The sequence below is a fragment of the Actinoallomurus sp. NBC_01490 genome (assembly GCF_036227085.1).
Classification (GTDB): domain Bacteria; phylum Actinomycetota; class Actinomycetes; order Streptosporangiales; family Streptosporangiaceae; genus Actinoallomurus; species Actinoallomurus oryzae.
The window spans coordinates 8,246,589-8,272,254 of the sequence record NZ_CP109433.1; the positions used below are offsets into that span (position 1 = coordinate 8,246,589).

12 protein-coding genes are annotated in these 25,666 nt (G+C 70.8%); all 12 read right to left on the reverse strand.

Annotated features, from left to right (window positions below; genetic code table 11):
• Positions 1-367: 367 nt before the first annotated feature.
• The 12 genes from OG417_RS38045 to rhaS all read right to left on the reverse strand — a co-directional run bounded on the left by OG417_RS38045 (position 368) and on the right by rhaS (position 25,652).
• Positions 368-1,213: a DUF1684 domain-containing protein gene (locus OG417_RS38045; RefSeq protein WP_329239624.1), complete on the reverse strand. Its 846-nt coding sequence runs from the start codon at positions 1,211-1,213 to the stop codon at positions 368-370.
• Between the two features lie 171 nt (positions 1,214-1,384).
• On the reverse strand, positions 1,385-4,048 hold the full coding sequence (locus OG417_RS38050; protein WP_329239627.1) for a family 78 glycoside hydrolase catalytic domain: 2,664 nt from the start codon (positions 4,046-4,048) through the stop codon (positions 1,385-1,387).
• Between the two features lie 10 nt (positions 4,049-4,058).
• A complete protein-coding gene (locus OG417_RS38055) occupies positions 4,059-7,223 on the reverse strand; it encodes a family 78 glycoside hydrolase catalytic domain (RefSeq protein ID WP_329239631.1) in 3,165 nt (1,054 codons plus the stop codon).
• 62 nt (positions 7,224-7,285) lie between these two features.
• Complete coding sequence (locus OG417_RS38060) at positions 7,286-10,411, reverse strand: family 78 glycoside hydrolase catalytic domain (RefSeq protein WP_329239634.1); 3,126 nt, start codon at positions 10,409-10,411, stop codon at positions 7,286-7,288.
• Positions 10,408-12,909 carry a glycoside hydrolase family 127 protein gene (locus tag OG417_RS38065; protein ID WP_329239637.1) on the reverse strand — a complete coding sequence of 834 codons (2,502 nt, stop codon included), beginning with the start codon at positions 12,907-12,909 and terminating at the stop codon, positions 10,408-10,410. Before OG417_RS38065 ends, OG417_RS38060 begins: the two co-directional genes overlap by 4 nt.
• Positions 12,906-14,960 (reverse strand): alpha-L-rhamnosidase-related protein, encoded by a 2,055-nt coding sequence (locus OG417_RS38070; RefSeq protein ID WP_329239640.1) that lies wholly within the window; start codon positions 14,958-14,960, stop codon positions 12,906-12,908. Before OG417_RS38070 ends, OG417_RS38065 begins: the two co-directional genes overlap by 4 nt.
• Positions 14,961-15,075: 115 nt before the next feature.
• Entirely contained in the window at positions 15,076-18,075 is a 3,000-nt protein-coding gene (locus tag OG417_RS38075; RefSeq protein WP_329239643.1) for a glycosyl hydrolase, read from the reverse strand.
• A 107-nt stretch (positions 18,076-18,182) separates the two neighbouring features.
• Positions 18,183-20,789 (reverse strand): alpha-L-rhamnosidase-related protein, encoded by a 2,607-nt coding sequence (locus tag OG417_RS38080; RefSeq protein ID WP_329239646.1) that lies wholly within the window; start codon positions 20,787-20,789, stop codon positions 18,183-18,185.
• Positions 20,790-20,974: 185 nt separating this feature from the next.
• Positions 20,975-23,014, reverse strand: a complete 2,040-nt coding sequence (locus OG417_RS38085) for a bifunctional aldolase/short-chain dehydrogenase (protein ID WP_329239649.1) — start codon at positions 23,012-23,014, stop codon at positions 20,975-20,977.
• 3 nt (positions 23,015-23,017) lie between these two features.
• Positions 23,018-24,181 (reverse strand): L-rhamnose isomerase, encoded by a 1,164-nt coding sequence (gene rhaI, locus OG417_RS38090; protein ID WP_329239652.1) that lies wholly within the window; start codon positions 24,179-24,181, stop codon positions 23,018-23,020.
• A gap of 20 nt (positions 24,182-24,201) precedes the next feature.
• Positions 24,202-24,522 (reverse strand): L-rhamnose mutarotase, encoded by a 321-nt coding sequence (locus tag OG417_RS38095; RefSeq protein ID WP_329239655.1) that lies wholly within the window; start codon positions 24,520-24,522, stop codon positions 24,202-24,204.
• Positions 24,523-24,578: 56 nt separating this feature from the next.
• Positions 24,579-25,652 (reverse strand): rhamnose ABC transporter substrate-binding protein, encoded by a 1,074-nt coding sequence (gene rhaS / locus OG417_RS38100; protein WP_329239658.1) that lies wholly within the window; start codon positions 25,650-25,652, stop codon positions 24,579-24,581.
• Positions 25,653-25,666: the final 14 nt, after the last annotated feature.

A 25,666-nucleotide genomic window follows, 5' to 3' on the forward strand; every position in this document is an offset into this window, starting at 1 on the left:
CGGCCTCCTCGATCAGGTGCGTGAGCCACGGGAGCGCGACCGAAGAGACCGAACGTTCTATCGTGCTCAACATTGGCATGGCTCCGCCAAGGCGTCAAGACCGAACGTTCTACCTCTTTAGATCTCCGGGTTCAGATCGAGCGGGCGAGTGATCGGAGTACCGCGACCACCTCCGCGCCGGCTCGACCTGCCAGGTCCACCTGGATTACTGGTCGTGCGGCCGGATCGCCCTGGTCGGCGACGCGGGCTACTGCGCCGCCCCGACCAGCGGCATGGGCACATCACAAGCGCTGATCGGCGCCCGAGCCCTCGCCCGGAACCTGGCCTCGGCGGCCGGAGACCATCGCCGCCGACGTCGTTCCGCGGGTCAGTGTGCGTGGTCGGCGCTGGGCGTACGGGCGCGTTCGTACGGGATCTTCTCGCCGGCCGTGATCGCGATCGGCAGGCGGTTCTCCGACGGCGGCAGCGGGCAGGTGGCGAAGTCGGTGTAGGCGCAGGGCAGGTTGACCGCGCGGTTGAAGTCGAGGGTCACCGCGCCGTCGGCGCCGGGGGCCGCGATGTTGAGTTCCCGGCACGCGGCGTACGTGGTGACGCCGGAGGTCGCGTCGGTGAACAGGACGAGCAGGCCGCCGGGCGGGCTGCCGGGGAACGCGGTCAGACTCAGCTCCCGGCCCTCCAGCTCGAAGTCGATCCGGCCCGGCGCCTCGTAGACGTGCCGCAGTCCCTCGACCACGGAGCCGACCGTGGTCGGACGCGGTTCGTCGAACGCGGCGTAGCGGCCCGCCACGACCCAGCGCGGGTCGGGTTCGTAGGCCGGGACGCCGTGAAAGCCGGTGCGGAGCGGGTGGTCCGGGTGGTGCGGCCGTAGGAGGTCGTGCCCGCCGCGCCTGGCCACCTCGATCACCGCGTCGCCCCACGTCGCGGTGGCGCCGTCGCGCTCGTCCAGTACGCCGAAGCGGTGCTCGCCGCGCACCGGCGAGCCGTCCACGACGATCTCTTCCCCGTCGTCCAGAGCCACGACCACCCCGTCCGGCCCGGTCGACCAGGCGCCCGGCGCGCCGTCGAAACGCTCCGGTTCCCCGGTCAGCCAGTGCACCCCGGTGATCGCGAGGAACCCGTGCCGATCGGCCAGAGCCGACTCGTGCCCGCGGTGCCAGTCGCGCCACTCGCGAGCAAAACGGTCCGTGCCGGTTCCGGTGTCCTGAAAGGCCATGGGACCCCCTTCGTGGTGCGTGCTTCGGCCGGAGACGGCCGTTAATAACACGACGACGTGGACGCCCTTTAGGTGTACATCGTTCTCGGCCGGCCAAGGAAGATCGCCGACCGTACCGGGCGCGGGTGCGGCGCGCCCCCCGTGGGACGCGCCGCACCGCTCATCCAGGGCTCAGCCGGCCGCGTTGAACTCCACGTGGCCGGAGCCGGTCTCGTACACCGTGTGGCCGTCCTTCTGGCCGGCGTACCGTGCGTCACCGGAGACCTTCACCTTGCCGGTGGTGGGCAGGTCGATCTCGGCCTTGACGTTGACCGGGACGTCGGCGGTCAGGGTGAGGTGGCCGTTCTTGTTCTGCCAGGACACCTTGACGTCGCCGCGCTGGGTCGGGACCGTGCCCGAGGCCCCGGTCAGGCCGGACGCCGGCGGGCGGATGCGGATCTGCGCGGCGCCCGGCGCGGTGACGGCGACGCCGAGCAGGGTCTGCTGCACGTCGATCACCGGGGACGCGCCCCAGCCGTGCGAGAGGCTGTCGCCGGTCTGGTCCGCCTCCCACGACTCCCAGGTGAACGTGCCGCCGGAGGCCAGGATCTTGGCGTAGCCGATGCCGTTCGGGTCGGTGAGGCGGGTGACGAACGCGTCCGGGCGGCCGGCCAGGGCGGCCATCAGCCAGTGGACGGTCATCGGGGACATCTGCAGGCCGAGGCCGGCCACGTAGTCGGTCACCTTGGTGTCGGAGGTGAGGCCGAACGCGACGGCGTAGGCGTTGGCGATCTGGGAGGCATGCGTGCTCTGCGAGCCGTCCGCCTCCAGGCCGTCGATGTAGATGCCGTCCGAGCGGCGCAACTTGCCGTTGATCGCGGTGGTGAGGGTCGCGGCGTCGCGCTGGTACGCCGCGGCGTCCTTGCCGAGTGCCTGAGCCGCCCTGGCGGTGGAGTTCAGCAGGTCGACCGCGAGCTCGTTGACGGTCGTACGGGCGGTGGCGTCGGTGTCGTAGCCGTAGCGGTTCGGCCAGTCGATGATGCCGTTCAGGTACGAGCCGGAGCCGCCGGCCAGCTTGGTGACGAGGCCGGTGGACGGGTCGATGTAGCGGCGGACGTAGTCGGCGACGGCGCTCATGACCGGGTAGGCGGCACTGAGCGTGGACGTGTCACCGGACTGCAGGTAGTACTCCCACACCCAGCTGGGGAACATCTCGGTGTAGTCCGGGATGTCGCGCTTGCCGTCGCCGTTCGGGTAGACGGCGTTCAGCCGCCCGTCCGGCCAGTAACGCGTCTGCGAGGCGATGAACTCGCGGATCGCCTTGCGGGTGAGGCGGCGTTCGCCCCAGCCGGACATGGTGGCGAGGGAGACGTCGACCGAGTCGCCGAGGAACTGCCCCTTCTCCCGGGTCGGGGTGTCGAGGAACTGCTCCTGCGAGTCGTACAGCGCCGACCGCCGCATCAGGTCGTACGCCGCGTCCACTCCCCTGTTCGAGGTGTGCAGCCGGCTCTGGGACGGGACGTCGGTGTGCTGGACGATCGCGCTGATGTCCTCGGCGGGCACGTCCGCGTCGATCTGCAGGTAGCGGAAGCCCTCGTAGGTGTAGTACCGCACCGTCTGGTCGCCGTCCCGCTCGGTGTAGCGGTACGTCAGGTCGGTGCTCTGGTTGTCCTTCTTGGAGTTGGACACCGTGCCGTCGCCGTTCAGCAGGTAGCCGGCGGTCATCGTGACGGCCGTGCCCTTGGCGCCGTCGCGGAAGCGGACGACCGGCACAGCCGGGATGATCTTGCCGAAGTCGGCGACGACCGCGCCGGACGACAACTTCGTGACCTTGACCGGGCGCGCGGTCTCGTGGGCGAGGGCGGACTCCTGACCCTGCAGGTGGGTGAAGACGCCCGCCGGGTGCGCGCCGACGACCTGCGGCGCGGCCCAGGAGGAGTCGTCGAATCCGGGCCGGTCCCAGCCGATCGGCTCGGCGGTGCCGTCGATGTCCTCGATGTAGTCGCGGCCGTCGCCGTTGCGGTAGGACGTGGTCTTCCAGTTGGCGCGGGTCACCTTCCAGGAGCCGTCGGTGACGACGACCTGGCGGGTGCCGTCCGCGTGGTCGACGACGATCCGCATGAGCAGGCCGGGTTCGCCGGACGGGCGTCCCTGGCCGGGGCCGTACCAGTGGTAGAGGGCGCCGACGGCCGCGGGCCGGCCGGCCTTCAGCAGGCCGGTGACGTCGACGGCCTTGTAGTAGCCCTCGCCGGGGTAGGAGTACGCCGCGCCGCGGTCGACCAGCCGGCCGTTGACGTGCAGGTCGTACTGCTGGCTCGCCGCGACGTAGACGCGGGCGCGGGTGACCGCGGCGGCCCCGACCGTGAACTCCTTGCGGGCGTAGGTGTAGTCGTCCTTCTCCCCCGTCGTGCGGCGGATCCAGCTCGCCTGCCAGTCGGCGTCCGCGATGCCCGTGTCGAACGCGGCGGACCGCGCCCAGGGCGACGCCTTGCCCGCGCGGTCCCAGGTGCGGACGGTCCAGATGAAGCTGCTCCCGTGGGCCAGGTCGTTCGGCCCGGCGACGTACGACTCCTGGGAGGAGGCGACCTTGCCGCTGTCCCAGACGGTCCTGTGCCCGTCGGAGACCTTGATCTCGTACGCGGTCTGGACCTCGCCGGGGTCGACGTCGCGGGGCAGCCAGCCGAAGGCCGGGCTGCCCTCGACGTCGAGGGGCCGGGCCTGGTCGCCGACGGTCAGGCCGGTCGGCGCCAGCGGGGCGTGGTCCGTTCCGGCCCACGCGGGTGCGGGCATCAGCGCGGCCACTGCGGTGGTCGCGGCGCCGGCGGCCGTCAGGGCCGCGAGGAAGCGATTCCTCATGGTGTTCTCCTCAGGAGTGGAAGGTCCAGGTGCCGGATCCGACGTTGTGCACCTGATCGGTACCGGGGACGTGCACCTCGGCGGTGCTGCCCGGTGGCACGGTGACGGTCAGGTCGACGTGGTCTCCCTTCTTGGTCCAGTCCGTACGGACCTCGCCGTACGGAGTGCGGTAGGCGCCCGCCGCGTGGGTGAGGTCGCCGACGGCGGCCGGTGCGATCCGGAGGTGGCGGTAGCCGATGGAGTCGGCGGTCTGCTGGATGCCGGCGAGGTGTCCGGTGAACCAGGCGTCGATCGCGCCGAGCATGAAGTGGTTCTGCGAGGAGTTGCCGGCCATGCCGTCCCACGCCTCGCCGAGCGAGGTGGAGCCGCTGAGGACCTGGGCGCCGTAGCTCGGCGCGGTCGTCTGGGAGGCGAGGTCGTAGACGACGTCGTCGCGGCCGGCGGCGGACAGCACGTCGATGACGGCGGGCAGGCCGATCTCACCGACCGTGAGGTGGTTCTCCTTCGCGCGGATGCTCGCGATGAGGTGGGCGAGCACCGCCGCGCGCTGGTCCTGCGGGACGATGCCGATCTGCAGGGCGAGCGCGTCGGCCGCCTGGCTGCCGGTGGCGTAGGTGTGGGCGGCGGCGTCGAGGTACTTGGCGTTGATCGCCGCGCCGATCTTTCCGGCGAGGGCGCGGTAGCGCCGGGCGTCGGACCTCTCCCCGAGCGCGGTGGCGATGTCGGCGAGGTTGCCGGCGAGCTGGGCGTAGGCGACGGAGCCGACGTACTCGCGCGGGGTGGTGGTGTCGAGGGCGATCCAGTCGCCGAGGCCGGTGGGCAGCAGCCCGCCGTCGGCCTTGGAGGTGAGGTAGTCCAGGTAGCGGCGCATGTTCGGGTAGTACGTGTGCATCGTCTGGGTGTCGCCGTAGGTGCGGTACATCAGCCAGGGCGCACGGATGAGCGTGCCGCCCCAGTTGGCGTCGTCGCGGTAGCCGGTGTCCCATTCGGAGTACTCGGCGTACTCGGGGGCGACGTCGGGCACCATGCCGTCCGGCAGCTGCGCGTCGGCGACGTCCTGGAGGATCTTCCGGTAGTACGCCTCGACGTCGTAGCCGGCCGCGACGGAGCCGAACACGAGGTTGTCCTGTTCGAGCCAGCCGAGCTTCTCGCGGTGCGGGCAGTCGGTGAGGACCGAGTACATGTTGCTCTGGATCGCCCGGTCGATAATGCCGTGAATCTTGTTGACCAGGTCGCCTGAGGAGGAGAACGAGCCGACCGCGTCGTTGACGGTGCGCAGCACGATCGAGCGGGCGTCGTCCGGGGTCGGCTTCGAGGTCAGGCCGGTGACCTGCAGGTAGCGGAACCCGTGGTACATGAACCGCGGGTGCCAGACCTGCGGGTTCCTCCCGTCGAGGGTGAGGGTGTCGTGGACCGGACCGATGAACGTCGACTGCGTGATGGTGCCGTCGGACTTCAGCTTCTCGGCCGGCCACATCTGGACCTTGGTCCCGGCCGGGCCGTCGGCGCGCAGCTGCGGCCAGCCGGCGGCGTTGACGCCGAAGTCGAAGACGTACGTGCCGGACCGCGGTTCGGTGATCGCGACGGGCTTGAGGGTCTGGACCGGCTCGATCGGCGGTGCGGTGCGGCCCTCGATCCGGGCGCCCGGCACGGGCGAACCGGTCACCCGCACGGCGTTCCAGCCGGTGAGGGCGGTGCCGGGGGTGTCCCAGCCGGCCTGGGCGCGGCGGGCGTCGTAGTCCTCGCCGCCGTACCAGTTGCTGAAGGTGGTGGGGCCGAGAGTGGTGCGCCAGGACCCGTCGGTGGCGACGGTCTGGCGGCTCCCGTCCGCGTACCGGATCTCCAGCTGGGCCATGAGGCGCGGCGCGCCGTTCTGGGCGTCGAACTTCTGGTAGCGCTTCGTGTCGTCCGGGGTCTTGTTGACGTCGAAGGTGCCGGTACCGAGGGCGGCGCCGATCCGGTTGCCGCCCTGGCGCAGCAGGCTCGTCACGTCGTAGGTAGAGGCGACGAGCCGGTGGCGGACGTCGGTGTTCGGCGGTTCGAGGACGGCGTCGCTCACCGGCCTGCCGTTCAGCGTGGCGTCGTACACGCCGGCGCCGGTGATGTAGAGGCGGGCGGCGCTGACCCGGCGGTTCACCGTGAAGTCGCGGGCGAGGATCGGTAGCGCGGCCGGCTGGTCGTGCAGGGCGGTCGGCGGGTTCTGGTAGGTCAGCTTCGTGACCTGCGTCAGCGCGTCCGCGCTGGTGCCGGTGTCGACGGCGAGGTCGCGCGGCCAGTTCACCGTCGAGGCGAACTGCGTCGTGGTGTCGTCGCGAGGGTAGAGCAGGATCTGGTCGAAGTGCCGGACCTGCCCGAGGTCGAGCGTCAGCGTGATCGGATGGGCCGACACGTCCCGGGTGGGGTGCTCGGCGCTGCGGTAGCCGTACGGGGCGCGGCGCGAGGAGGCCGACCCGTCGGTCAGGTACTCCGGCTTCCACTCTCCCGCCGCGTCGTCGGACTCCGAGGCGGTGACGGCCGCGCCGCGGGCCAGGTCCGTGCCGGGCGCGCCGCTGTCGACGACGGCCAGCTCGGCGAGCTCGAGGCGCAGTTTGAGGTCGGCCGCGGAGGGGTCGACCGTGGGCCCTTCGAGATGGGTGACGTCGAGCCGCACGTAGCGGGCGTCCTGCGCCTTGCTCAGTTTGACCGTCATGGGGTGCGGGGTGTTCTGGGAGGTCTCCCAGTCGGGGTTGCCGACCCACTTGGCCGACCAGTCGCCGGCCGACAGGAGCCCGGTGGACCAGGTGGCGGGCGCGCTCCACGCGGAGGCCTTGCCGTGCGTCCACACGCGGACGCGCCAGTACACCTGCGTACGGCTGCCGACGCGGCGCCCCTTGTAGTCGACGCGCTGGTCGGCGGAGGCGACGCGGCCGGTGTCCCACAGGTCGGGATGCCTGAGCCCGTCCGCGCTGGTCGCGGCCTGGATCTCGTACGCGGACTGCGTCACGTCGGTGCCGGTGGCGGTGATGCGCCAGCTCAGCGGCGGGGTGGTGTCATCGATGCCGAGCGGGTCGGTGAGGTCGGCGGCGCGCAGGCCGGTGACCCCGACGGACTCGCTCGCGGTGGCGGGGCGCGCGGCCACCGCGCCGAGGGCGAGGAGCACCGCGAGCACCGGGGCGCCACGGCTGATACGTCTCATCACGACTTTTCTCCGGTGGGAGGGACGGGGACCCCGCCCGTACGAGCGGGATCCCGTTCGGATCACTTGGAGGAGTGGAAGACCCAGACGCCGGACCCGACGTCGTGCACCTGGCCGGAGCCGGGGACGTGGACCTCGGCGGTGCTGCCCGGCGGCACCGTGACGGTCAGCCGGATGTCGCCGCCGGTCTTGGTCCACTCCGAGCGGGCCTCGCCGTACGGCGTCCGGTAGCGGCCCTCGGCGTGGGTCAGGTCGCCGACCACGGCCGGGGCGATGAGCAGCCTGCGGTAGCCGGTCGAGCCCGGGGCCTGCTGGATGCCGGCGAGCCGCCCGGTGAACCAGGAGTCGATCGCGCCGAGCATGAAGTGGTCCTGCGACTGGCCGGAGCCGCCGTCCCAGCTCTCGCCGAGCGTGGTGTTGCCGTGCACGACCTGGTAGCCGTAGCTGGGGCTGTCCGTCTGCGTCGCGATCTTGTAGATCACGTCGTCGGGCAGCACGCGGAACGCGCTGGGCAGCGAGATCTCACCGAGTCGCAGGTGCCATCCGGCCGACTCGATGCTCGAGACCAGGTGGGCCTGCAGCCGCTCGCGCTGGCCGGCCGGGACGGCGCCCATGTCGAGGGCGATCGCCTCGGCGCCCTGGCCGCCGCCCGCGAACGTGCCGGTGTCCGTGTCGTAGTACTTGCCGGCGAGCGCCTTCGCACTGGCGTCCGCCTTGGTCCGGTACGCCGCCGCGTCGTCCGTCATCCCCAGCACGCCGGCGATCTTGGACATGGTGTCCAGGACCCGCCAGTAGCCGTACGTCCCGGACACGAACTTGGGGAACGTCCTGTCCGGGGTGTACCAGTCGCCGAGGCTGTAGTCGGTCAGCCCGTCCACCGCACGGGCCTCCAGGTAGGCGGCGTACTTCTTCATCGCCGGGTAGTAGGCGCGCATCGTGTCGGTGTCGCCGTAGGTCAGGTACAGGTCCCACGGCACGACGACGAACGCGCCACCCCAGTTCGGGTCGTCGCGGTACGCCCCGGCCAGCACCGTGTAGTCCGGCACCGTGGACGGGATCAGGCCGGTGTCGGTCTGGGCCTCGGCCATGTCCCGTACGACCTTGCGGAGCTGGGCCGCCATGTCGTAGTTGGCGGCCAGGCCCCCGAAGACGAGCTGGTCCTGCTCCAGCCAGCCGAGCTTCTCCCGGCTCGGGCAGTCGGTGAGGATGCTCTGCATGTTGTTCTCGATCGCCCGGCGGATGATCGTGTGGATCCCGTCGATCAGGTCGTTGGACGAGGAGAACGACCCGGTCGAGGCGTTGTCGGCGTGCAGCGCGAGGCCGCGGACGGAGACGGTCGCGCCGTCGGGCACGCCGCGCAGCTCGACGTAGCGGAGCGCGTGGTAGGAGAAGTGCGGGTGCCAGATCTCCGTGCCGTCGGTCCGGGTCGTGTACTCGTCCCAGATCGGGGCGCCGACGTTGCTGGTCGACTGGTTCGCGCGGCCGTTGCTGAGGCTCTCGGACGGGTACATCCGCACGGTCGTCCCGGCGGGCGCCTTGATGGTCAGCTCGGGCCAGCCGGCGATGTTCCGGCCGAGGTCGAAGACCTGGTAGCCGTCGCCGGACCCGACCTTGGCGCCCTGGAGGGTGTCCTGGACGCGGACGGGCTCCTGGAGGCGCCCGGTCAACCCCCCGCCGGGGCCCGGTACGGCGATGGGCTGCTGCCAGCCCTGGCGCTTCGCGCCGGCGCGGTCCCAGCCGGGCGGTTCACGGCGGGCGTCGAAGTCCTCGCCGCCGTACCAGTTGGAGAAGGTGGTGCCGCCGAGCGTGGTCTGCCAGTCGGTGCCGCTGACGACGCGCCGCACGCTGCCGTCGGCGAGCGTGACCTCGAGCTGGGCGATCAGCTCGGGGTCGCTCTGCGTGCCGCTGAACTTGCGGTACCGGTCGGCGGTGGAAATGACGTTCGCGGTGCCGTTGCCGAGCCGGACGCTGAGGCCGTTGCCGCCCCGGCGCAGCAGCTTCGTGACGTCGTACGTCGCGTACGGCACCTGGTCGGCCACGTCGGTGTTGCCCGGTTCGAGCACGGCGTCGCCGACCTTCTGGCCGTTCAGCCCGGCCTCGTAGACGCCCTCACCGGCGACGTACAGGCGGGCGGAGCGGACGCCTGAGGGCAGCGAGAAGTCCTTCGCGAAGATCGGCATGGCCTCCGGGACCGGCGATCGCGGCGGCTCCTGGCCGGTGACGGTCCGCCGGGTCGTGAACGGCCCGGCGGAGTCGTCGGCCGTGGCGACCGAGTAGTCGACCGGCGCGTACGGCACCTTGTCGCCGGCGGCCGGGACGTCGGTGCGCGGGAACAGCAGTACCTGGTCGAACGTCCTGGCCGACTTCAGATCGACGGTCAGCGTGATCGGCTTGGCGGAGGCGTCGTCGGAGGTGTACGCCGAGCTGGACCAGCCCGCGAGCTCCTGGTTGGTCGTCTCGGTGCCGTCCGTCAGATACTTCGGCAGGTACTTGTGGTTGACCTGGTTGCCGGTGTCGTTGCTCGTGACCGTCACGCCGGCGGCCAGGTTCGTCCCGGAGGAGTCGCGGACCTCCAGCTCGGCGAGCTGCAACCGGTAGGTCTTGTCCGGCAGGTTCTCCACCAACGGGAGGCCCAGCTTGGTCACGTCGAGCCGGACGTACCGGGCGGTCGTCTCGGGCAGCTTCACCGTGATCGGGGTGGGCCGCTTCTCCTTGAACCGCCAGTCCGGGTGGGTGATCCACTGGCCGGACCAGTCCTTGGCCGAGGTCAGGCCGGTCTCGAACCAGGCCGGGTCGCTCCAGTCCGACGCACCGCCGTGCGCGCTCCACACGCGGACCCGCCAGTAGACGCGGGTGCGGCTGCCGAGCGCCTTCCCCGCGTAGTCGACACGCTGAGCGGCGGAGGCCACGCGCCCGGTGTCCCACAGGTCGGGATGCCTGAGCCCGTCCGCGCTGGTCGCGGCCTGGATCTGGTACGCCGCCTGGGTGACGTTCCGGCCGGTGTCGCCCAGCCGCCAGGTCAGCGGCGGGGTGGTGTCCTCGATACCGAGCGGCTCGGTGAGGTCGCCGGCGCGCAGTCCGGTGACGGCGGGGCGGCCGGCGGCGACGGCGGGTACGGCCGTCGCCGCGCCGACCGCGGCGATGATCGCGGTCACGGCGGCGAGCCGCCGCAGGGGTGTGCCGGTCACGAGGTCCTTCCTTCGGCGTGCAGCGCCGCGACGTCGGCGGCGCTGAGGGCGTGGTTGTACGCGCGGAAGTCGTCGATCCGGCCGTGCAGGTAGGGGTGACTGCTGTTCTGCGAGCGGCCGAGGTAGTTCAGCTGGGTCGCGCCGAGCAGCAGCGGGCTCATCACGAGCGCGTCGTTGCGGCCGGTCTCCGCGCCGTCGAAGTAGAGCACCGCGGAGCCGCCGGCGATGGTGACGGCCACGTGGGTCCAGGTGCCGGCCGGGATCGGGCCGGCGGCGTCGACATAGTCCTCGCCGTCCATCCCGGCGATCTTCATGGCGAAGCGGGCCTTGCCCAGGCCGGTACGGACGGTGAGGAACATGTAGGTGTTCTTGTGGAAGCCCAGGTCGAAGACGCGGGCGGAGTTGGCGAGCTCGTCCGGATTCACCCAGGCGGTGACGGTGAGGGCGTCCAGGCCGCTGATCAGGCCGGGTGGCAGGACGACGTGGCCGCTCTGGCCGTCGAGGGCGACCGCGCCGTCACCCGTCCAGGTCGCACCGCCGGCGAGGGTGGCGTCCGGCCAGGTGCCCGTGGCGTCCCTGGACGTCGTGCCGCCGCCCTCTCCGAAGGGGTACGAGGCGATCAGGCGGGGCCGCGACGAGGCGGGCGGCACCGCCCAGTACACGGTGTAGCGCTGGTGCTGGACCTCCGGGAACGGGACGAGGGTCACGCCCGCGCCGTCCGCCGTCGCGGTGAACGTCAGGCCGGCGCCCTTCTTCACCGAGTCCGGGTCGATGGCCGGGATCGTGTCCAGCCGCGTCGTGCCGTACCCGCCCGCGAGGACGACCGGGCCGTACGTGGCCGCCTGGACCCGCGGGTTGTCGGGCGCCTTGCGCCAGGTCAGGGCCATGGGCAGGGTCACCTCGACGGTGTCGCCGTCGCGCCAGCGCCGCTCGATGGTGTGGTAGGTGCCGGGCCGGGCCGCGCCGGTGTCCCGGCCGTTGATCCGGACCCGGGCGTGACGGGTCCAGCCGGGGATGCGGATCTTCATCGCGAACCGCCCCTCGCCGCCGACGGTGAGCCGGGTGGTGTCCTCGCGCGGGTGGTCCGTCTCCTGCCGGATGCGGACGCCGCGCTCGGACCAGGTCAGCTCCGAGGGGATGAACAGGTTGACGTAGAGAGTGTCGCCGGTACGGAAGTAGATGGAGTCGGCGAACTTGGTGTGCGTCTCCATGCCCGTGCCGTGGTCGCACGAGAAGTTGGTGTAGTCGCTGCTGTAGCTGCCCGGGTCGGCGCCGAGCCCGCCCTTCACCTGCCGCTGCGTGCCGGCCCACAGGCCGGTGTAGTAGGTGCAGAACCCGTGCGCGGAGTCGGGGTCCTGCTCGCCGAGCATCTGGTTGTACAGGGTCTGCTCGTAGTAGTCCATGTACGCCGGGCGCGGGTCGTGGAAGAACAGCAGCCGCGTCAGCTTGAGCATGTTGTAGCTGTTGCAGTTCTCGCAGGTGTTCTCGCCGAGCTGGGAGGCGATCTGGTCGGGCGGGCAGAACAGCTCCGCGTTGCTGTTGCCGCCGATGACGTAGCTGTGGTGGTGGACGACCGTGTCCCAGAAGAACCGCGCGATGGCGAGGTAGCGGACCTCACCGGTGGCCTCGTACTCGCGCACCGCGCCGATGATCTTCGGGATCTGGGTGTTGGCGTGCAGGCCGGCCAGCCGGTCCTGCCCGGCGGCGAGCGGGTCGAACACCGCGTCGTGGTCGAACCGCCGTGCGACGCGCAGGTGCGCCGGGTCGCGCGTGAGCAGGTAGAGATCGGCCAGGACCTCGTTCATACCGCCGAACTCCACGCGCAGCACGCTCTGCATCTGGTCGTGGGTGAGCTTGGCGGTACGGGCGTCGGCCCAGGCCGCCATCGCCTTGAGCACGTCGAGGGCCTGCTCGTTACCGCTCAGCCGGTACTGGTCGAGCAGCCCCGCCATGATCTTGTGCAGGGTGTAGTACGGGGCCCAGGGGCTCCCGCCCGCCTCCAGCTGCGCGAAAACCTTTTCCTCGAAGGCGGACAGATACCCGGTTCCGTAGCCTGCGGCCGGTGCCGCCGCCTGACACCTGGCCAGCTCGCCGACGATGTAGCGGGCCTTGGCGGCGTACGCGTCGTCACCGGTGTTCGCGTGCGCCTGGGCGAGCGCGGACAGCAGATGCCCGGTGGAGTGGCCGCGCAGCTGCACGTCCGGCGCCTCCCAGCCGCCGCACGCCTCGGCCGTCGAGGGCAGGCCGACGTTCAGCCGGAAGGTGTGCAGCAGCCGGTCCGCGTCGACGAACTTCAGGTACGCGCAGGTCCGGGTCATGTTGTCGTGGAACCGGCTCGCCAGCAGCGCGACACCGCTCAGCGGGAACGGCACGACGGGCGGCGCCGCCGACGCCGCGCCGCCGTCGGCGGCCAGGGCCGCCGGCGACGCCAGACCGACGGCCGCGACCGCTCCGCCGGCGACACCGAGGAACCCGCGCCGCGAGAAGCGCGTGCTCACTTGGCCCCCACGGGCTTGGTCTTGATCGTGTAGTGACCGGCGTGCAGGCCTTCGAGGTAGACGTAGTCGCCGTCGGCGTGCGCGCCGTACGCCGTGCCCTGGGTGCCGTTCCAGGCGAGGTGCCCGTTGACGAAGACCTGGATCCTCTTGCCGAGGGCCGGAACGCCGACGCGGCCGGTCGTGCCCTTCGGCGCGGCGAGCTTGGCACTGTAGGCGCCCTTGTGGATGCGCCAGGAGGCGTCGACGGGCCCGTACTCCGTGGTGACCCGGCCCTGGGTGAAGCTCAGGTCGGCGACGTGCGGGACGAAGTGGAACGTGCGCCCGCCGGGCGTGTCGGGGGCGACGCCGAGCACGTAGAAGCTCAGCGCGGGCGTCGGCCCGGTCGCCCAGCCGTGCGCGAGGCTGGTGTACCTGCTGCAGAACAGGCACGTCTCACCCGCCCGGTAGGCCTCCCAGAAGGTGCTCCGCGTACCGTGCGGGTTGCTCAGCATGTAGCCCCACTCGCGGCGGATCAGGTCGACACCGGCCTGGTCGGCGGCCTGGCCGCCCGCCGCGAAGTGCGCGTTGACCTCCATGGAGCCCGAGAACACGCCCGGATTCCCCTTGTTCTCCGGGGCGGTGGTGCCGACGTCGTTCCAGTCGCCGGTCAGCTGGGAGCTGATCCGCTGGGCCTGGTCCGCGTCGGCGAGGCCGTACCAGACCGCGAGGGAGTTGCCGTCCAGCGGGTGGATCGTCTGGTCCGGGTAGTACTTGTACGCGCCCACGCTGTCGTCCCAGAACGTGGCGTTGACGGCGGTGCGCAGCGCGGCGGCCTTGCTCGCGTACGACGCCGCGAGCGTCGTGTCGCCCTCGGCGGTGGCCAGCTCCGATCCGGTCGTCAGCACCCGCCACAGCAGGACGTTGGCGGTGAAGTTCTCGCCCTTGGTGAGGATGCGCACCGAGTCGCCGGTGCCGGTGATGGACAGCAGGCCGTTCGCGTCGACCTTGGCGAGGCTGTAGCCGACGCCGCGCTTGTAGTCGTCCCACACGCTCGCCAGCCACGTCCTGTCGCCGGTGTAGCGGTAGTAGTCATAGCTCGCCGAAAGGGTCCACAGGTGGTAGGTGTCGGAGCCGTACTTGTTCATCATCGGCCCGGAGTACGGCAGCTCCCCGGTGTCCTTCTGGTGCTGGTAGATCGTGGTGAGCGCGTTGCGCGCCGAGACGGTGTCGTGGAACGCCGCGTACGCCGTGGGGATCTCGATGCCGAGGTCGCCCGGCCAGACGGTGCGGTCGCGCTTCGCCCCGTCGACGAGGATCGTGTTCCCCACGCCGACGTCGCCGGTGTTGTCCCACAGGGCGTCGGGCGCCTCCCAGATGCGGCCGGTCTTCGGGTCGATGGTGTTGAGCTGCATCGTGTACGCGCCCGCGTACCAGATGCGGTTCAGCAGAGAGTCGCTGGAGTAGAAGTAGTTGGCGTAGTCGGCGGGGTGCTTCATCGCCGGCGCGGAGGTGAAGTACACCGAAACGCCGTCGAGATCCACGCTCCCGGCGGAGTCCAGGAGGATCGTCAGGTAGCGGAACCCACCGCGCAGGTACCTGGCCGGCGTGGTGTAGGTGGTCCGGCCGTTCACGTCGGCGTACAGGATGCCGTCGTTGCTGCGCGGCCCGCCGGTGGAGGAGTCGGAGACGACGTCCGCCACGTAGTCGGAGGACTCGTTGAACGCCAGGCCGACCCGCTGCGCGCCGTCGGAGCCGGCGAAGTGCAGCGTGGGAATGCCGCCGACCTCCTTGCCGAAGTCCAGCGTGACGTAGGAGCCGTTGCCGCTGATCCGGGTCGGCCCGCCCTTGAGCACGGCGGACGGGTCGGTCACGGTGCCGTTGGTGTTGTAGACCGCGACGGGCCGTACGGTCCGGGTCTTCGGCGAGAGGTTGTAGGCGTCCCACGGCCGCGCCGCGCTCGCCTTCGCGGGGGTTCCGGCGAGCGCCGGCGGGACGGTGAGGGCGGGCGCCACCAGGGCGGCCAGTCCGGCGACGGTGAGCGGAAGACGGTGACGTCGTTTCCAGGGGCTCATGCGAAATACCTCGCTGTGGCTGGGAGAGGAAGAGAAGAGGTCCGGGGTCCGGCCGGTCGCGGGGAGAGGGGGATCCGCGCGACCGCGCCGAGCGCTTTCTCGGCTCGGCCCGTCGTCAGGCGATGACGGCCTGCGCGTACGGGACGACGCGGACCGGGCCGATGAGGCCGTACGCCTGGCGGGACGCCCCGCCGTACACGGCCGGGTCGGAGACCCGCAGCCGGTTGTTCAGGGTCGTCGCGACCTCGACGGTGATGGTGTTGGCCCCGGCCCGCAGGTACGGGCCGACGTCCACGACCGGGTTGATCTGGTCGACCCCCGGCAGCCGCCGGCCGTTGACCGTGACCCGGCAGGTGTCGAAGACCTGGCCGAGCTCCAGGTACGCGCCGTACGCACCGGTCCAGGGGCGGGGCAGCTCGACCGTCGTGGTGTAGCGGCCGATGCCCGAGACGTCCGCCAGTTCGGGGATGTCCGGCCACGGCCGCAGCGTGTCGAGGGTCAGCCGGTGGACGACCGTCTCGGTCTCGGTCGCGGACGCGCCGGGTCGCAGGTCCTCGACCTCCAGCCGCCAGCTCGCCGGGGTGATCGGCGCGGGAACGTCCGGGATCTCCGTCCGTACGGTGCGGCCGGTGGACAGGGTGGTCGCGTAGGTGCCGGCCGCCGTCGCGCGGGCCACGAGCCGGCCGTCGGCGAACAGCACCTCGGGGGCCTCGGTGCTCGTGGCGTGCGCCCGTCCGGGCGCGTCGCCGAGGCTGCCGGGGCTCGCCAGCGCGACGACCATCACCTCGCCCGGCTGAAGGGCGACCCGCACGGTGACCTTGTCGCCGTCCTCGGCGTAGAGGGCGATCCTCCGCACGTCCCCGGTCCAGGGGTCGAGGAGGTGGGGCACCGCGTTCTCGCGGGTCCGCGTGAAGGACACCAGGTGGTCGATCGCGGCGACCGGCGGCTTGACGGTCTCGGCGTGCTTGCCGTTGCACAGGTAGTAGTAGTCGGCGCCGTCGTCGTGACGGTGGAAGTTGAGCAGCGTGGAGTTCTGCGCGTAGGTCACGTCCGGGGTCAGGCCGAGGGCGGCGAGGGCGGCCGGGACGTCGGTCGCGGCGGCGACGACCTTGACCTTCGGCTGCTGGATCAGATCGGCCACGACCGACCGCAGCCGGGCGTTCTCGGCGTCGGACCCCAGGCCCGGCACCACGGGCGCGGACCAGTCGCCGAGCAGCACGATCGGCAGCCCGGCCCGGGTGAACTTCAGCAGCTTCTCGGCGACGCCGAGCTGCAGCGTGCAGTCCAGGTTGTAGAAGTGGTCGCCCTCGACGAACACGACCTTGTACCGCGGGCCGTCGGGGGCGAGCCGGCCGCCGCGGACCTCGGCGTTCGGCAGGTCGAGCAGTGGCGCGCTGATGAACTGGTGGGTCCAGCCGAGCGGGATGCCGCTCGCGGTGAACCAGGACGCGCCGATGCCGGTCTTGGAGTAGCCGGTCTGCCGGAAGATCGCCACGTCGACGCGCGGCGTGCCGGACTGGAGCACCTGGTGGAGGCGGCTCAGGTATCCGGAGATGTCCTGGATGTGACGCCAGGTGGGCTGGCGCGGCCCCCACGACTCTGCGTATCCGATGTTCCCTCCATACGGGGTGAAGGCGGCGTAGCCGGGCCACTTCACGCCCGGCGCGGTGGCGTAGGAGAAGCCGTGGATGACGCTGCGGTTCAGCCCGGCCGCGTACGCGCCACCGGCGGTGAGCAGGAACTTCTTCCAGGTCGTGTTGTACGCGCCGCCCGTGTAGGCGCCCATCTCGCCGGACAGGACCTTCCGGCCGGCCATGTCCCGGCCGCCCGCCAGGGTCCGCCAGTCGTCGAGGTTGTGGAACCCGATCGACTCGCCCTCCGGCACGTCGAGGATCGCGGCCGAGGCGATCGCGTCGGTCTGCGCGCCGTACGGCTGGCAGCGCATCTCCAGGCCGATCGAGTGCGCCCACTTCCGCAGCGCGGTGAGGTGGTTCTCGTTGAAGAGCTGGGAGATCACGTCCCAGTAGTCGTAGCGGATCCGCCGGGTCGTCGCGGCCTCGTAGGCGAAGACCTGGTCGCCCTTGTTCTGCGTGATGGCGGGCAGGTACGGCAGCACCGAGTAGCCCTTGCGCTTCTTGAACTCGGCGGGCAGGTCCGGGGTCCACATCAGCGCCTTGGTCTCGATCTCGATCGAGTCCTCGAAGAGCGTGGCGCCCGCCTTCCCGATCAGCCGGCGCACGTCCGAGGTGAGGATGTGGCGTTCCCAGTAGTCGGTCACCGCCCGGGTTCCGGCCGCGCTGAAGTGGTCGACGACGTAGGCCGCCGGGACGGTGTGCGGGCCGGACTCGGGCGTCTGGGCCGACCCCCGCTCCCAGTGGCCGATGATCAGCCAGGAGCCGTCGGACGGCGCGGTCCAGGAGAGCTGCCCGTCGGCGACCTTCGAGGTCAGGTCCTGGACGGACGACAGGTCCAGCCCGGTCTCCTTCCTCGTGGAGTTGGCCGTCTCGGTGCGCACCGCCTGCACGAGGATCGGCCGCTGTACGGTCACCGCCGAGGCGGGCGCGACCACGGGAGCCGGGACCGGGCCGGTGTAGGTCGCGCCGGCCGCCACGCTCACCGAGCCGTACGCCAGCTCCTTGACCGCGGCGGTGTCGTCGGGCGTGATCGTCGGTACGGCGGCGGGCCAGGACGGGCCGATGGTGAGGTCGATCGTCACGCCGCGCCTGTGCGCCTGGTCGAGCGCGGCCTCGACGGCGTCGACCCAGGCCGGGGTGCCCCAGCCGTGACCGGCCGGATCGAGCACCGACTTGTCGGAGATGCTGTGATGGACCGCGGCGATCTCCGCGCCGGCGAAACCCGCGTCGGCGATCTGGTCGACCTCCCGGCGGATCTCCGCCGGGTCGACGTTGCCGTCAGGCCACCACCAGCGGAACTTCGGTGCCACGGACACGTCGGGCCGGGCGAACCGGCCGGCCGTCCCGGAGGCCGCGGCGCGGGCGTCGGTCTCACCGAGCGGTGAGCCCCAGGCCAGCGCGGCACCCGCCGCCGCGGTCCCGGCCGTCAGGAGGAAGCCGCGGCGGCTGAACCCGCCCGCGGGCGACGAAGGGGTCTTCATCGATGAGTTTTCCTTAGATCTGGTGGCGGCGGGCCCGCGGCGGCCATGGCCGCGAACCCACCGCCGGTCTCATGCGCCGCGGCGCACCGGCTCGTGAATCCGGGTGCTCAGCGCGCGATCACCTGGACGGTGTGCGATCCGCCGGCCACGCCGTGCAGGGTGACGTAGCCGCCGGCGTCGGTCGCCTGATGGGTACTCGGGGCGTCGCCGTCCCAGGCGACCTTGCCGTCGACGCGGACGGTGACCCGCTTTCCGCCGGTCGGCACCGCGACGTCGCCGGAGGTGCCAGGCGGGGCGTCGACCCTGAGGGTGAAGGCGGCTCCACGGCCCTGCGCCCAGGTCACCCGGAACGCACCGTGCGGGGTGGGCAGCTGCCCGCGGGCCCAGGTCACCGAGCCCGGGTGCGGCCGTACCGTCCAGGTGGCGAAGCCCGGTCCGGTCGGCGCTGCGCCGAGCAGGTCGTTGCTGAGCGCGGGCACGACGCCGGTCGACCAGCCGTGCGCCATGGAGGTGTAGGCACCCTCGTACAGGGAGCCGCCCGAGCCGATGCCCTCCCAGTCGGTGATGCCGGGGTCGTGGTTCGTCATCCAGCCGTAGAGACGCTTGATCTCCTCGATCGCGGAGTCCGCCTGGCCGGTGAGGAAACGCGCCTGGATCTCGGGGTAGGAGGTGAAGGCGTAGACCCGCTCGCTCCCGTCGGACACGAGCGTGTCGTTGTCCATGAAGGCGTTGCCGTACGGCTGGGCGGTGGTCTTCGCCAGGTGGTCCAGTGCGGCGGCGGCCCGGTCGGAGGAGGCGACGCCCGCCAGGATCGCCAGGCCGTTGCCGTCCTGTCCGTGGCGCACCGCGCCGGTGCCCGAGTCCAGGTACGCGCCGGTCCGGGCGTCCCAAAGGTAGGTGTTGATCGCGCTCGCGACGGTCCCCGCTCGCTGCTCCCAGCGGTCGGCGTCCGCCGCGTGGCCGAGGGCTCGCGCCAGGCCGGCGGCGTCCTTGAGGGCCTGCACGTACAGGGCGTTGTAGTAGGTGACCTCGCCGGTGCGCGGCAGGAACGCGTAGTCGCCGTAGCCGTTCGTGCCGTTCAGGCCCTTGGAGAGCAGGCCGCGGGAGTCGGTGACCGAGGGGTACCAGGCGTCGAGCGTCTTGACGAGGTTCGGGTAGTACGTCCTGGCGTAGCCGGTGTCGCCGGTGTAGAGGACGTAGTCCGAGCTGGAGGTCACCCACCACAGCGGATAGTCGAACAGCGGGAGGGTGTAGCCGTTGATGGACGCCGGCGGGATCCAGCCGTCGGCGCGCTGGTGGTCGGCCAGGTCGGCGAGGACGTTGCGGGCGGCCTGCGGCACCGCGTGGGTGAGGTAGTCGGTGCGGCCCGACACGGCGACGTCGCCGACGTACGGGTCACGGTCGCGCTTGGCGCCGTCGTGCAGGACGAGCTTGCCGTCCAGGGAGGGGCTGTCGGCGTTCCGGGGCTCGACGTCGGTCGGACGGAACGTGTCGGTGACCAACTCGTTGGTGTAGGAGGCGTTGTACCAGTACTGGTTGAGACTCCGGTCCGACGACTCGAACCAGCCCTTGTACGCACCGGGCCCTCCATCGAGCGCGGTCGACTCCAGCGCGACATTCTTGATCTTCACGGTGCCGTACGGCTGTGCGGCGGGGGCGTCGCCCGCCAGGGCGTCCAGGCTGATCTTCAGGTACCGGAAGCCGTGCAGTCCGTCCGCGCACACCTTCGTGCCGCTCTGGCAGCCCTTGGTGTCGGTCCAGGTGGTGGGCTTGCCGGGCGGTGCGTACTGGTCGGTGCCCGGACCGCCGGAGAAGTCCGAGCGGGTGAAGTCGGAGCGGTCGGTGAGGTACTGCCGGGTCTCGGAGAACGCCAGCCGAACGCCGGGGTGGTCGTCGGACGCGCCGCCGAAGCCGATCTTCGGGTAGCCGACGACGACCTTGCCGAAGTCGAGGGTGACGCTCGCCTGCGGCGGGTCGGCGACGACGCCGGGATAGACCTCGTTGATCCGGGTGTAGTCGCCCTTGGAGCTGGGTTGGTCCTTGGTGACCGTGATCCGCACCCGGCCGGTCTCGACCTCCTGCGGGAACGTCACGGCCCGCTGGACGTCGGTGTTGCCGGTGACCGTCGCCTGGGTCACCCAGTCCGAGCCGTTCCAGGTGGCGACGGTGAAGTCCATCGGCACCCCGTCGGCGTTGGACAGGACGGTGATGCCCGGCAGCTTGACCGGGGTGGGACTGGTGATCTGCAGCCAGGCCGGATAGGTGTCCGCCGTCGCGTCGTTCCAGAACGTCCTGGTGTCGCCGTCGACGGCGTGGCCGGGCTCGTACGAGGTGGGCGTGCCGTCGTTGCCGCCGTTGGGGTCGTGGTACGACGACGCGGTCGCCGTGGTGCCGGAGGGCCAGGCCGGCTTGGGCTTGGGAGCCTCACGGCGCAGGGTGGTCGTGCCCGCGCCCAGGACGCCGCCGGGGTTCGTCACGTCGCCGGTCGTGGAGATGACCCGCACCGGGGAGATCTCGCGGTGCGAGGTGCCCTGGACGTAGCGGCGCCAGTCGGCCGAGGGCAGACCAGCGAGGATCTTCGCAGCGTCCGCCGAGGGCGATGCCTGGCCGTCGGCCCTGGCGGGCGACAGCGCCACGACCGTGCTCGTCACGCCCAGCGCGAGGCAGGCGAGAAGGTTCAGGGGGCGTGGTCGAAGCTTCGAAACCAGTCGCATCCTTGGCTCCCTTTCTGGATGCGGTCGAATGAAGAACCCCGATGTGGCCGGCGGGCGGCGTGTGGTGGCGTCGGATGTCGATGAGCGAAGGCGCGGGCGGGGGGCGCCTGACGGTGTCGGCGGAGAGCGGCGTGGTCGACGGGATGAGGCGTGCGGGGCGGCGGGCGCCGCCCCGCACGCGACGGTCAGCGGAGGAAGGCGGCTGCGACCCCGGCGTCGACGGGGATGTGCAGGCCGGTGGTGTGGGTGAGGTCTCCGCCGGTGAGGGCGAAGACGGCGTTCGCGACATGCTCGGGCAGCACCTCGCGCTTGAGCAGGGTCCGCTGGGCGTAGAACTCACCCAGCTTCTCCTCGGGCACCCCATAGACCGCGGCGCGTTTGGCGCCCCACCCGCCCGCGAAGATCCCCGAACCCCGCACGACACCGTCGGGGTTGATGCCGTTGACCCGGATGCCGTGCTCCCCGAGCTCGGCCGCCAGCAGCCGCACCTGGTGCGCCTGGTCGGCCTTGGCCGCGCTGTAGGCGATGTTGTTCGGCCCGGCGAAAATCGAGTTCTTCGAGGCGATGTAGACGATGTCCCCACCCATCGCCTGCTCGATCATCACACGCGCGGCCTCACGGGAGACCAGGAACGAACCCCGTGCCATGACGTCGTGTTGCAGGTCCCAGTCCGCGACGCTGGTCTCCAGCAGCGGCTTGGACAACGACAGGCCGGCGTTGTTGACCACCAGGTCGATGCCGCCGAAGGCCAGCACGGCCGCGCGTAGCGCCGCGGTGATCTGGGCCTCGTCGGTGACGTCCACGGCGACCGATGTCGCCACGTCCGTCGCCCGGAGCGCGGACGCGCCGAGTTCGGCGGCGACCTTCTCGGCCGCGGCGGCGTCGCGGTCGGCGACCACGACGCAGGCGCCCTCGGCGGCCAGGCGGCGTGCGGTGGCGGCGCCGATGCCGGAACCGCCGCCGGTCACGAACGCCACCCGGGTGGCGAGGGCCTTCGGCTTGGGCATGCGGCGGAGCTTGGCCTCCTCCAGCTCCCAGTACTCGATGCGGAACTTCTCCGACTCGGGGATCGGGGCGTAGGAGGACAGTGCCTCCGCACCGCGCATCACGTTGATCGCGTTGACGTAGAACTCCCCCGCCACCCGCGCGGTCTGCTTGTCCTTGCCGAAGCTGAACATGCCGACGCCGGGCACGAGCACGATCGCCGGGTCCGCGCCGCGCATCGCCGGGCTGTTCTCGGTGGCGTACCGCTCGTAGTAGGCGCGGTAGTCCTCCCGGTAGGCGGCGTGGAGCTCACGCAGCCGGTCGCGTACCTGCTCCAGCGGCGCGTCCGGCGGCAGGTCCAGCACCAGCGGACGGACCTTCGTGCGCAGGAAGTGGTCCGGGCAGGACGTGCCGAGCGCGGCCAGGCGCGGGTGTTCGGCCCGCGCCACGAAGTCGAGGACCTCGGGGGTGTCGGTGTAGTGGCCGACCTGCGGCCGGTCGGTCGAGGCCAGGCCCCGGATCAGCGGGAACAGCGCCGCGGCCCGCTCGTGCCGCTCGTCCTCCGGCAGCGTCGCGTGGATCTCCTCGCCGAACGGGTCGGTGCGGCCGTGCTCGGCGATGTACGCCTCGGCGGTCCGGATGATGTCCAGGGAGTTGGCCTGGCACTCCTCGCTCGTCTCGCCCCACGCGGTGATGCCGTGGCCGCCGAGGACGCAGCCGATGGCCTGCGGGTTGTCCTTCTTGAACGCCGCGATGTCGAGGCCGAGCTGGAAGCCGGGCCGCCGCCAGGGCACCCACACGACCCGGTCGCCGAAGATCCGCCGGGTCAGCTCCTCCCCGTCGGCGGCGGTCGCGATCGCGATGCCCGAGTCCGGGTGCAGGTGGTCGACGTGCGGGGCGTCGACCAGGCCGTGCATGGCCGTGTCGATCGATGGCGTCGCGCCGCCCTTGCCGAACCCGCAGTGGTCGAACGCGGCGACCATCTCGTCCTCGCGCTCGACCCCCGGGTAGACGTTCACCAGGGCGCGCAGCCGGTCCAGCCGCAGCACGGCCAGGCCGGACTCCTTGAGGGTGCCGAGGTCACCGCCGGAGCCCTTCACCCACATCAGCTCGGCGTCACCGCCGGTCACCGGGTCTTCGGCGACGCCCTTGGCGGAGGCGTTGCCGCCCGCGTAGTTGGTGTTGCGCGGGTCGGAGCCCAGCTCGTGACAGCGTTTCAGCAGGTCGTCGACGATTCCCACTTCTCAGGCCCCCCAACCGGCCGCCTGGCCGTCCTTGCGTGCGTCGCGGATCTTTTCGAAGTAGCCGGACCGGGCGTAGGCCGCCATCGGGTCCGGATCCAGCCCCATCTCCTCCCGCAACTCCGCGAGGAGGGGACGGACATCGGTGTTGTAGGCGTCCATGAACACCGCGTTCGCGCCCAGCACATCACCGGCGTTCTGCGCGGCACGCAACGCCTCAGTGTCGACGAGCAGCGCCTTGGCCGTGGCCTCCTGCACATTCATCACCGAACGGATCTGACCCGGGATCTTCGGCTCGATGTTGTGACACTGATCCAGCATGAACGCGACCTCATCGGTGAACCCGCCACCCTGGATCACCTCATGCATGATCCGGAACAACTGGAACGGATCGGCCGCCCCCACCATCAGGTCATCATCGGCATAAAACCGGGAATTGAAATCGAACCCCCCGAGTTTCCCCTCACGCAGCAAGAACGCCACGATGAACTCGATGTTCGTACCCGGCGCGTGATGCCCGGTGTCCACCACCACCTGCGCCTTCGGACCCAGCTTCACACAGTGCGCATACGAGGTGCCCCAGTCCGGCACATCGGTGCTGTAGAACGCCGGCTCGAACAGCTTGTACTCCAACAAAAACCGCTGCCCCTGACCCAATCGCTCATAGACGGCGGCCAGCGCCTCGGCAAGACGGTCCTGACGAGCCCGGATGTCATCCTGGCCCGGATAGTTCGTGCCATCGGAGAACCACAACTTCAAATCCCCCGACCCGGTCGCATCCATGATGTCGACACAATCCAGCAAATGCCCCAGCGCCTTCTTCCGCACCGCCGGATCAGGGTTGGTGACACTCCCCAGCATGTAATCGTTGTCCTGGAACACATTGGAGTTGATCGCACCGATACGGACACCGCGCTCACGCGCGTAGGCGGCCAACCCCGCATAGTCGTCCACACGGTCCCAGGGGATGTGCAGCGCCACACTCGGCGCCACCCCCGTGAACCGATGCACCTGCGCGGCATCATCGATCTTCTCCCGCGGCGTACGCGGCACACCCTCCTGCGCGAACACCTTGAAACGGGTGCCGGAGTTGCCGTACGCCCACGACGGCGTCTCGATGCGCTGACTCCGCAGCGCAGCCTTGACGTGGGCCGTGTCCGTTGTCATGGTTCGTGATCCCCGATCCGTCAGTCGAGATGGAACACTTCGTCCAGTCGCAGCAGGCCCTCATCGGGGCGCTGTCCTTCGAGGTCCTCGAAGAACGGCGCCATCTCCGCCTGCCAGCGGGCGTTCACCTCGGTGCCCTCCATGGCCGTGCGTGCGGCGTCGAAGTCGTCGGTCTCCAGATAGCCGACGAGCAGGCCGTCGTCGCGCAGGAAGATGCTGTAGTTCCGCCAGCCCGCCGCGCGAAGGGCGGTCAGCATGTCCGACCAGACCGCCTTGTGCCGTTCGCGGTACTCCTCCAGCCGGTCCTTACGGACCCGCAGCAGGAAACACACGCGCTCCATGGAGACTCCTCCCGCGACGGCGCGGGGCCGCGCCCGGCGGCCCCGCGCCGAGCGTCCTAGAAGTGGTAGTTGTCGATATTGCTGCTGTCGAAGACGGTCGGCGGGCCGAGGATGACCTCACCGTCCTTGCCGATGGTGCGGGAGCCGAGCTTGCCGGCCTTGAAGCTCTCGCCCTGGGCGCCGGTGATCTGACCGGAGGCGAGGGCGGCGGCGGCGTAGGAGGCGAGGTAGCCGAGGTTCGCCGGGTCCCACAGCTCGAACTTGTGCACGGTGCCGTCCTTGACGAACTTGCGCATCTGGTTGGGGGTGCCGAGACCGGAGACGGCGACCTTGCCCTTGTACTTGGAGCTGTCGATGTAGCGGGCCGCGGCGGCGATGCCGACGGTGGTCGGCGCGATGATGCCCTTCAGGTCCGGGTAGGCCTGGAGCAGACCCTGGGTCTGCTGGAAGGACTTCTGGTCATCATCGTCGCCGTAGGCGACCTTCACCAGCTGGATCCCGGAGTACTCCGGCTTCTTCAACTCCTCCTTCATGAAGCTGATCCAGGTGTTCTGGTTGGTCGCGTTCGCGGTCGCCGACAGGATCGCGATCTTGCCCTTGCCGCCGATCAGGTCGGACATGACCTTGATCTCACTGCGGCCGATCTCTTCCGAGCTCGCCTGGTTGATGAAGACGTCCCGGCACTCCTTGGCCGCGTCGGAGTCATAGGCCACGACGGCGATCTTGCGGGACATGGCCTGCTTCAACGGCCCGCAGACCGCGTTGGGGTCGTTGGCCGCGATGAGGATCGCGTCCTGCCGCTGCTGGATCAGCGTGTTGAGGTAGGAGATCTGCGACGAGGCCGACGCATCCGACGGACCGACCTCCTTCGCGGTGCCGCCGAACTCCTTCGCCCCCGCGATGCCGGCCTTGTCGACGATCGTCTCGTACGGGTTGTTGACCTGCTTGGGCAGGAACGCCAGCTTCAGGTCCTTCTTCAGCGGAGCGTTCGGGTTCGCCTTCGCACCGCTCGTCGCGGCGGCGCCGCCGTTGTCGCCCGCGGAGGAGTTCTTGGTCGTGCCGCCGCAGGCGGCGGCACCGACGGCGAGCGCGGCGGTGAGCGCCACGGCCGTCAGGGGACGCTTGATCATGGAGGGTTCCTTTT

Coding starts and splice junctions, on each gene's coding strand:
- rhaI (WP_329239652.1), bottom strand. CDS start 24,181: ATGACAACGGACACGGCCCACGTCAAGGCTGCGCTGCGGAGTCAGCGC.
- rhaS (WP_329239658.1), bottom strand. CDS start 25,652: ATGATCAAGCGTCCCCTGACGGCCGTGGCGCTCACCGCCGCGCTCGCC.
- OG417_RS38050 (WP_329239627.1), bottom strand. CDS start 4,048: ATGAGGAATCGCTTCCTCGCGGCCCTGACGGCCGCCGGCGCCGCGACC.
- OG417_RS38045 (WP_329239624.1), bottom strand. CDS start 1,213: ATGGCCTTTCAGGACACCGGAACCGGCACGGACCGTTTTGCTCGCGAG.
- OG417_RS38055 (WP_329239631.1), bottom strand. CDS start 7,223: ATGAGACGTATCAGCCGTGGCGCCCCGGTGCTCGCGGTGCTCCTCGCC.
- OG417_RS38075 (WP_329239643.1), bottom strand. CDS start 18,075: ATGAAGACCCCTTCGTCGCCCGCGGGCGGGTTCAGCCGCCGCGGCTTC.
- OG417_RS38070 (WP_329239640.1), bottom strand. CDS start 14,960: ATGAGCCCCTGGAAACGACGTCACCGTCTTCCGCTCACCGTCGCCGGA.
- OG417_RS38095 (WP_329239655.1), bottom strand. CDS start 24,522: ATGGAGCGCGTGTGTTTCCTGCTGCGGGTCCGTAAGGACCGGCTGGAG.
- OG417_RS38080 (WP_329239646.1), bottom strand. CDS start 20,789: ATGCGACTGGTTTCGAAGCTTCGACCACGCCCCCTGAACCTTCTCGCC.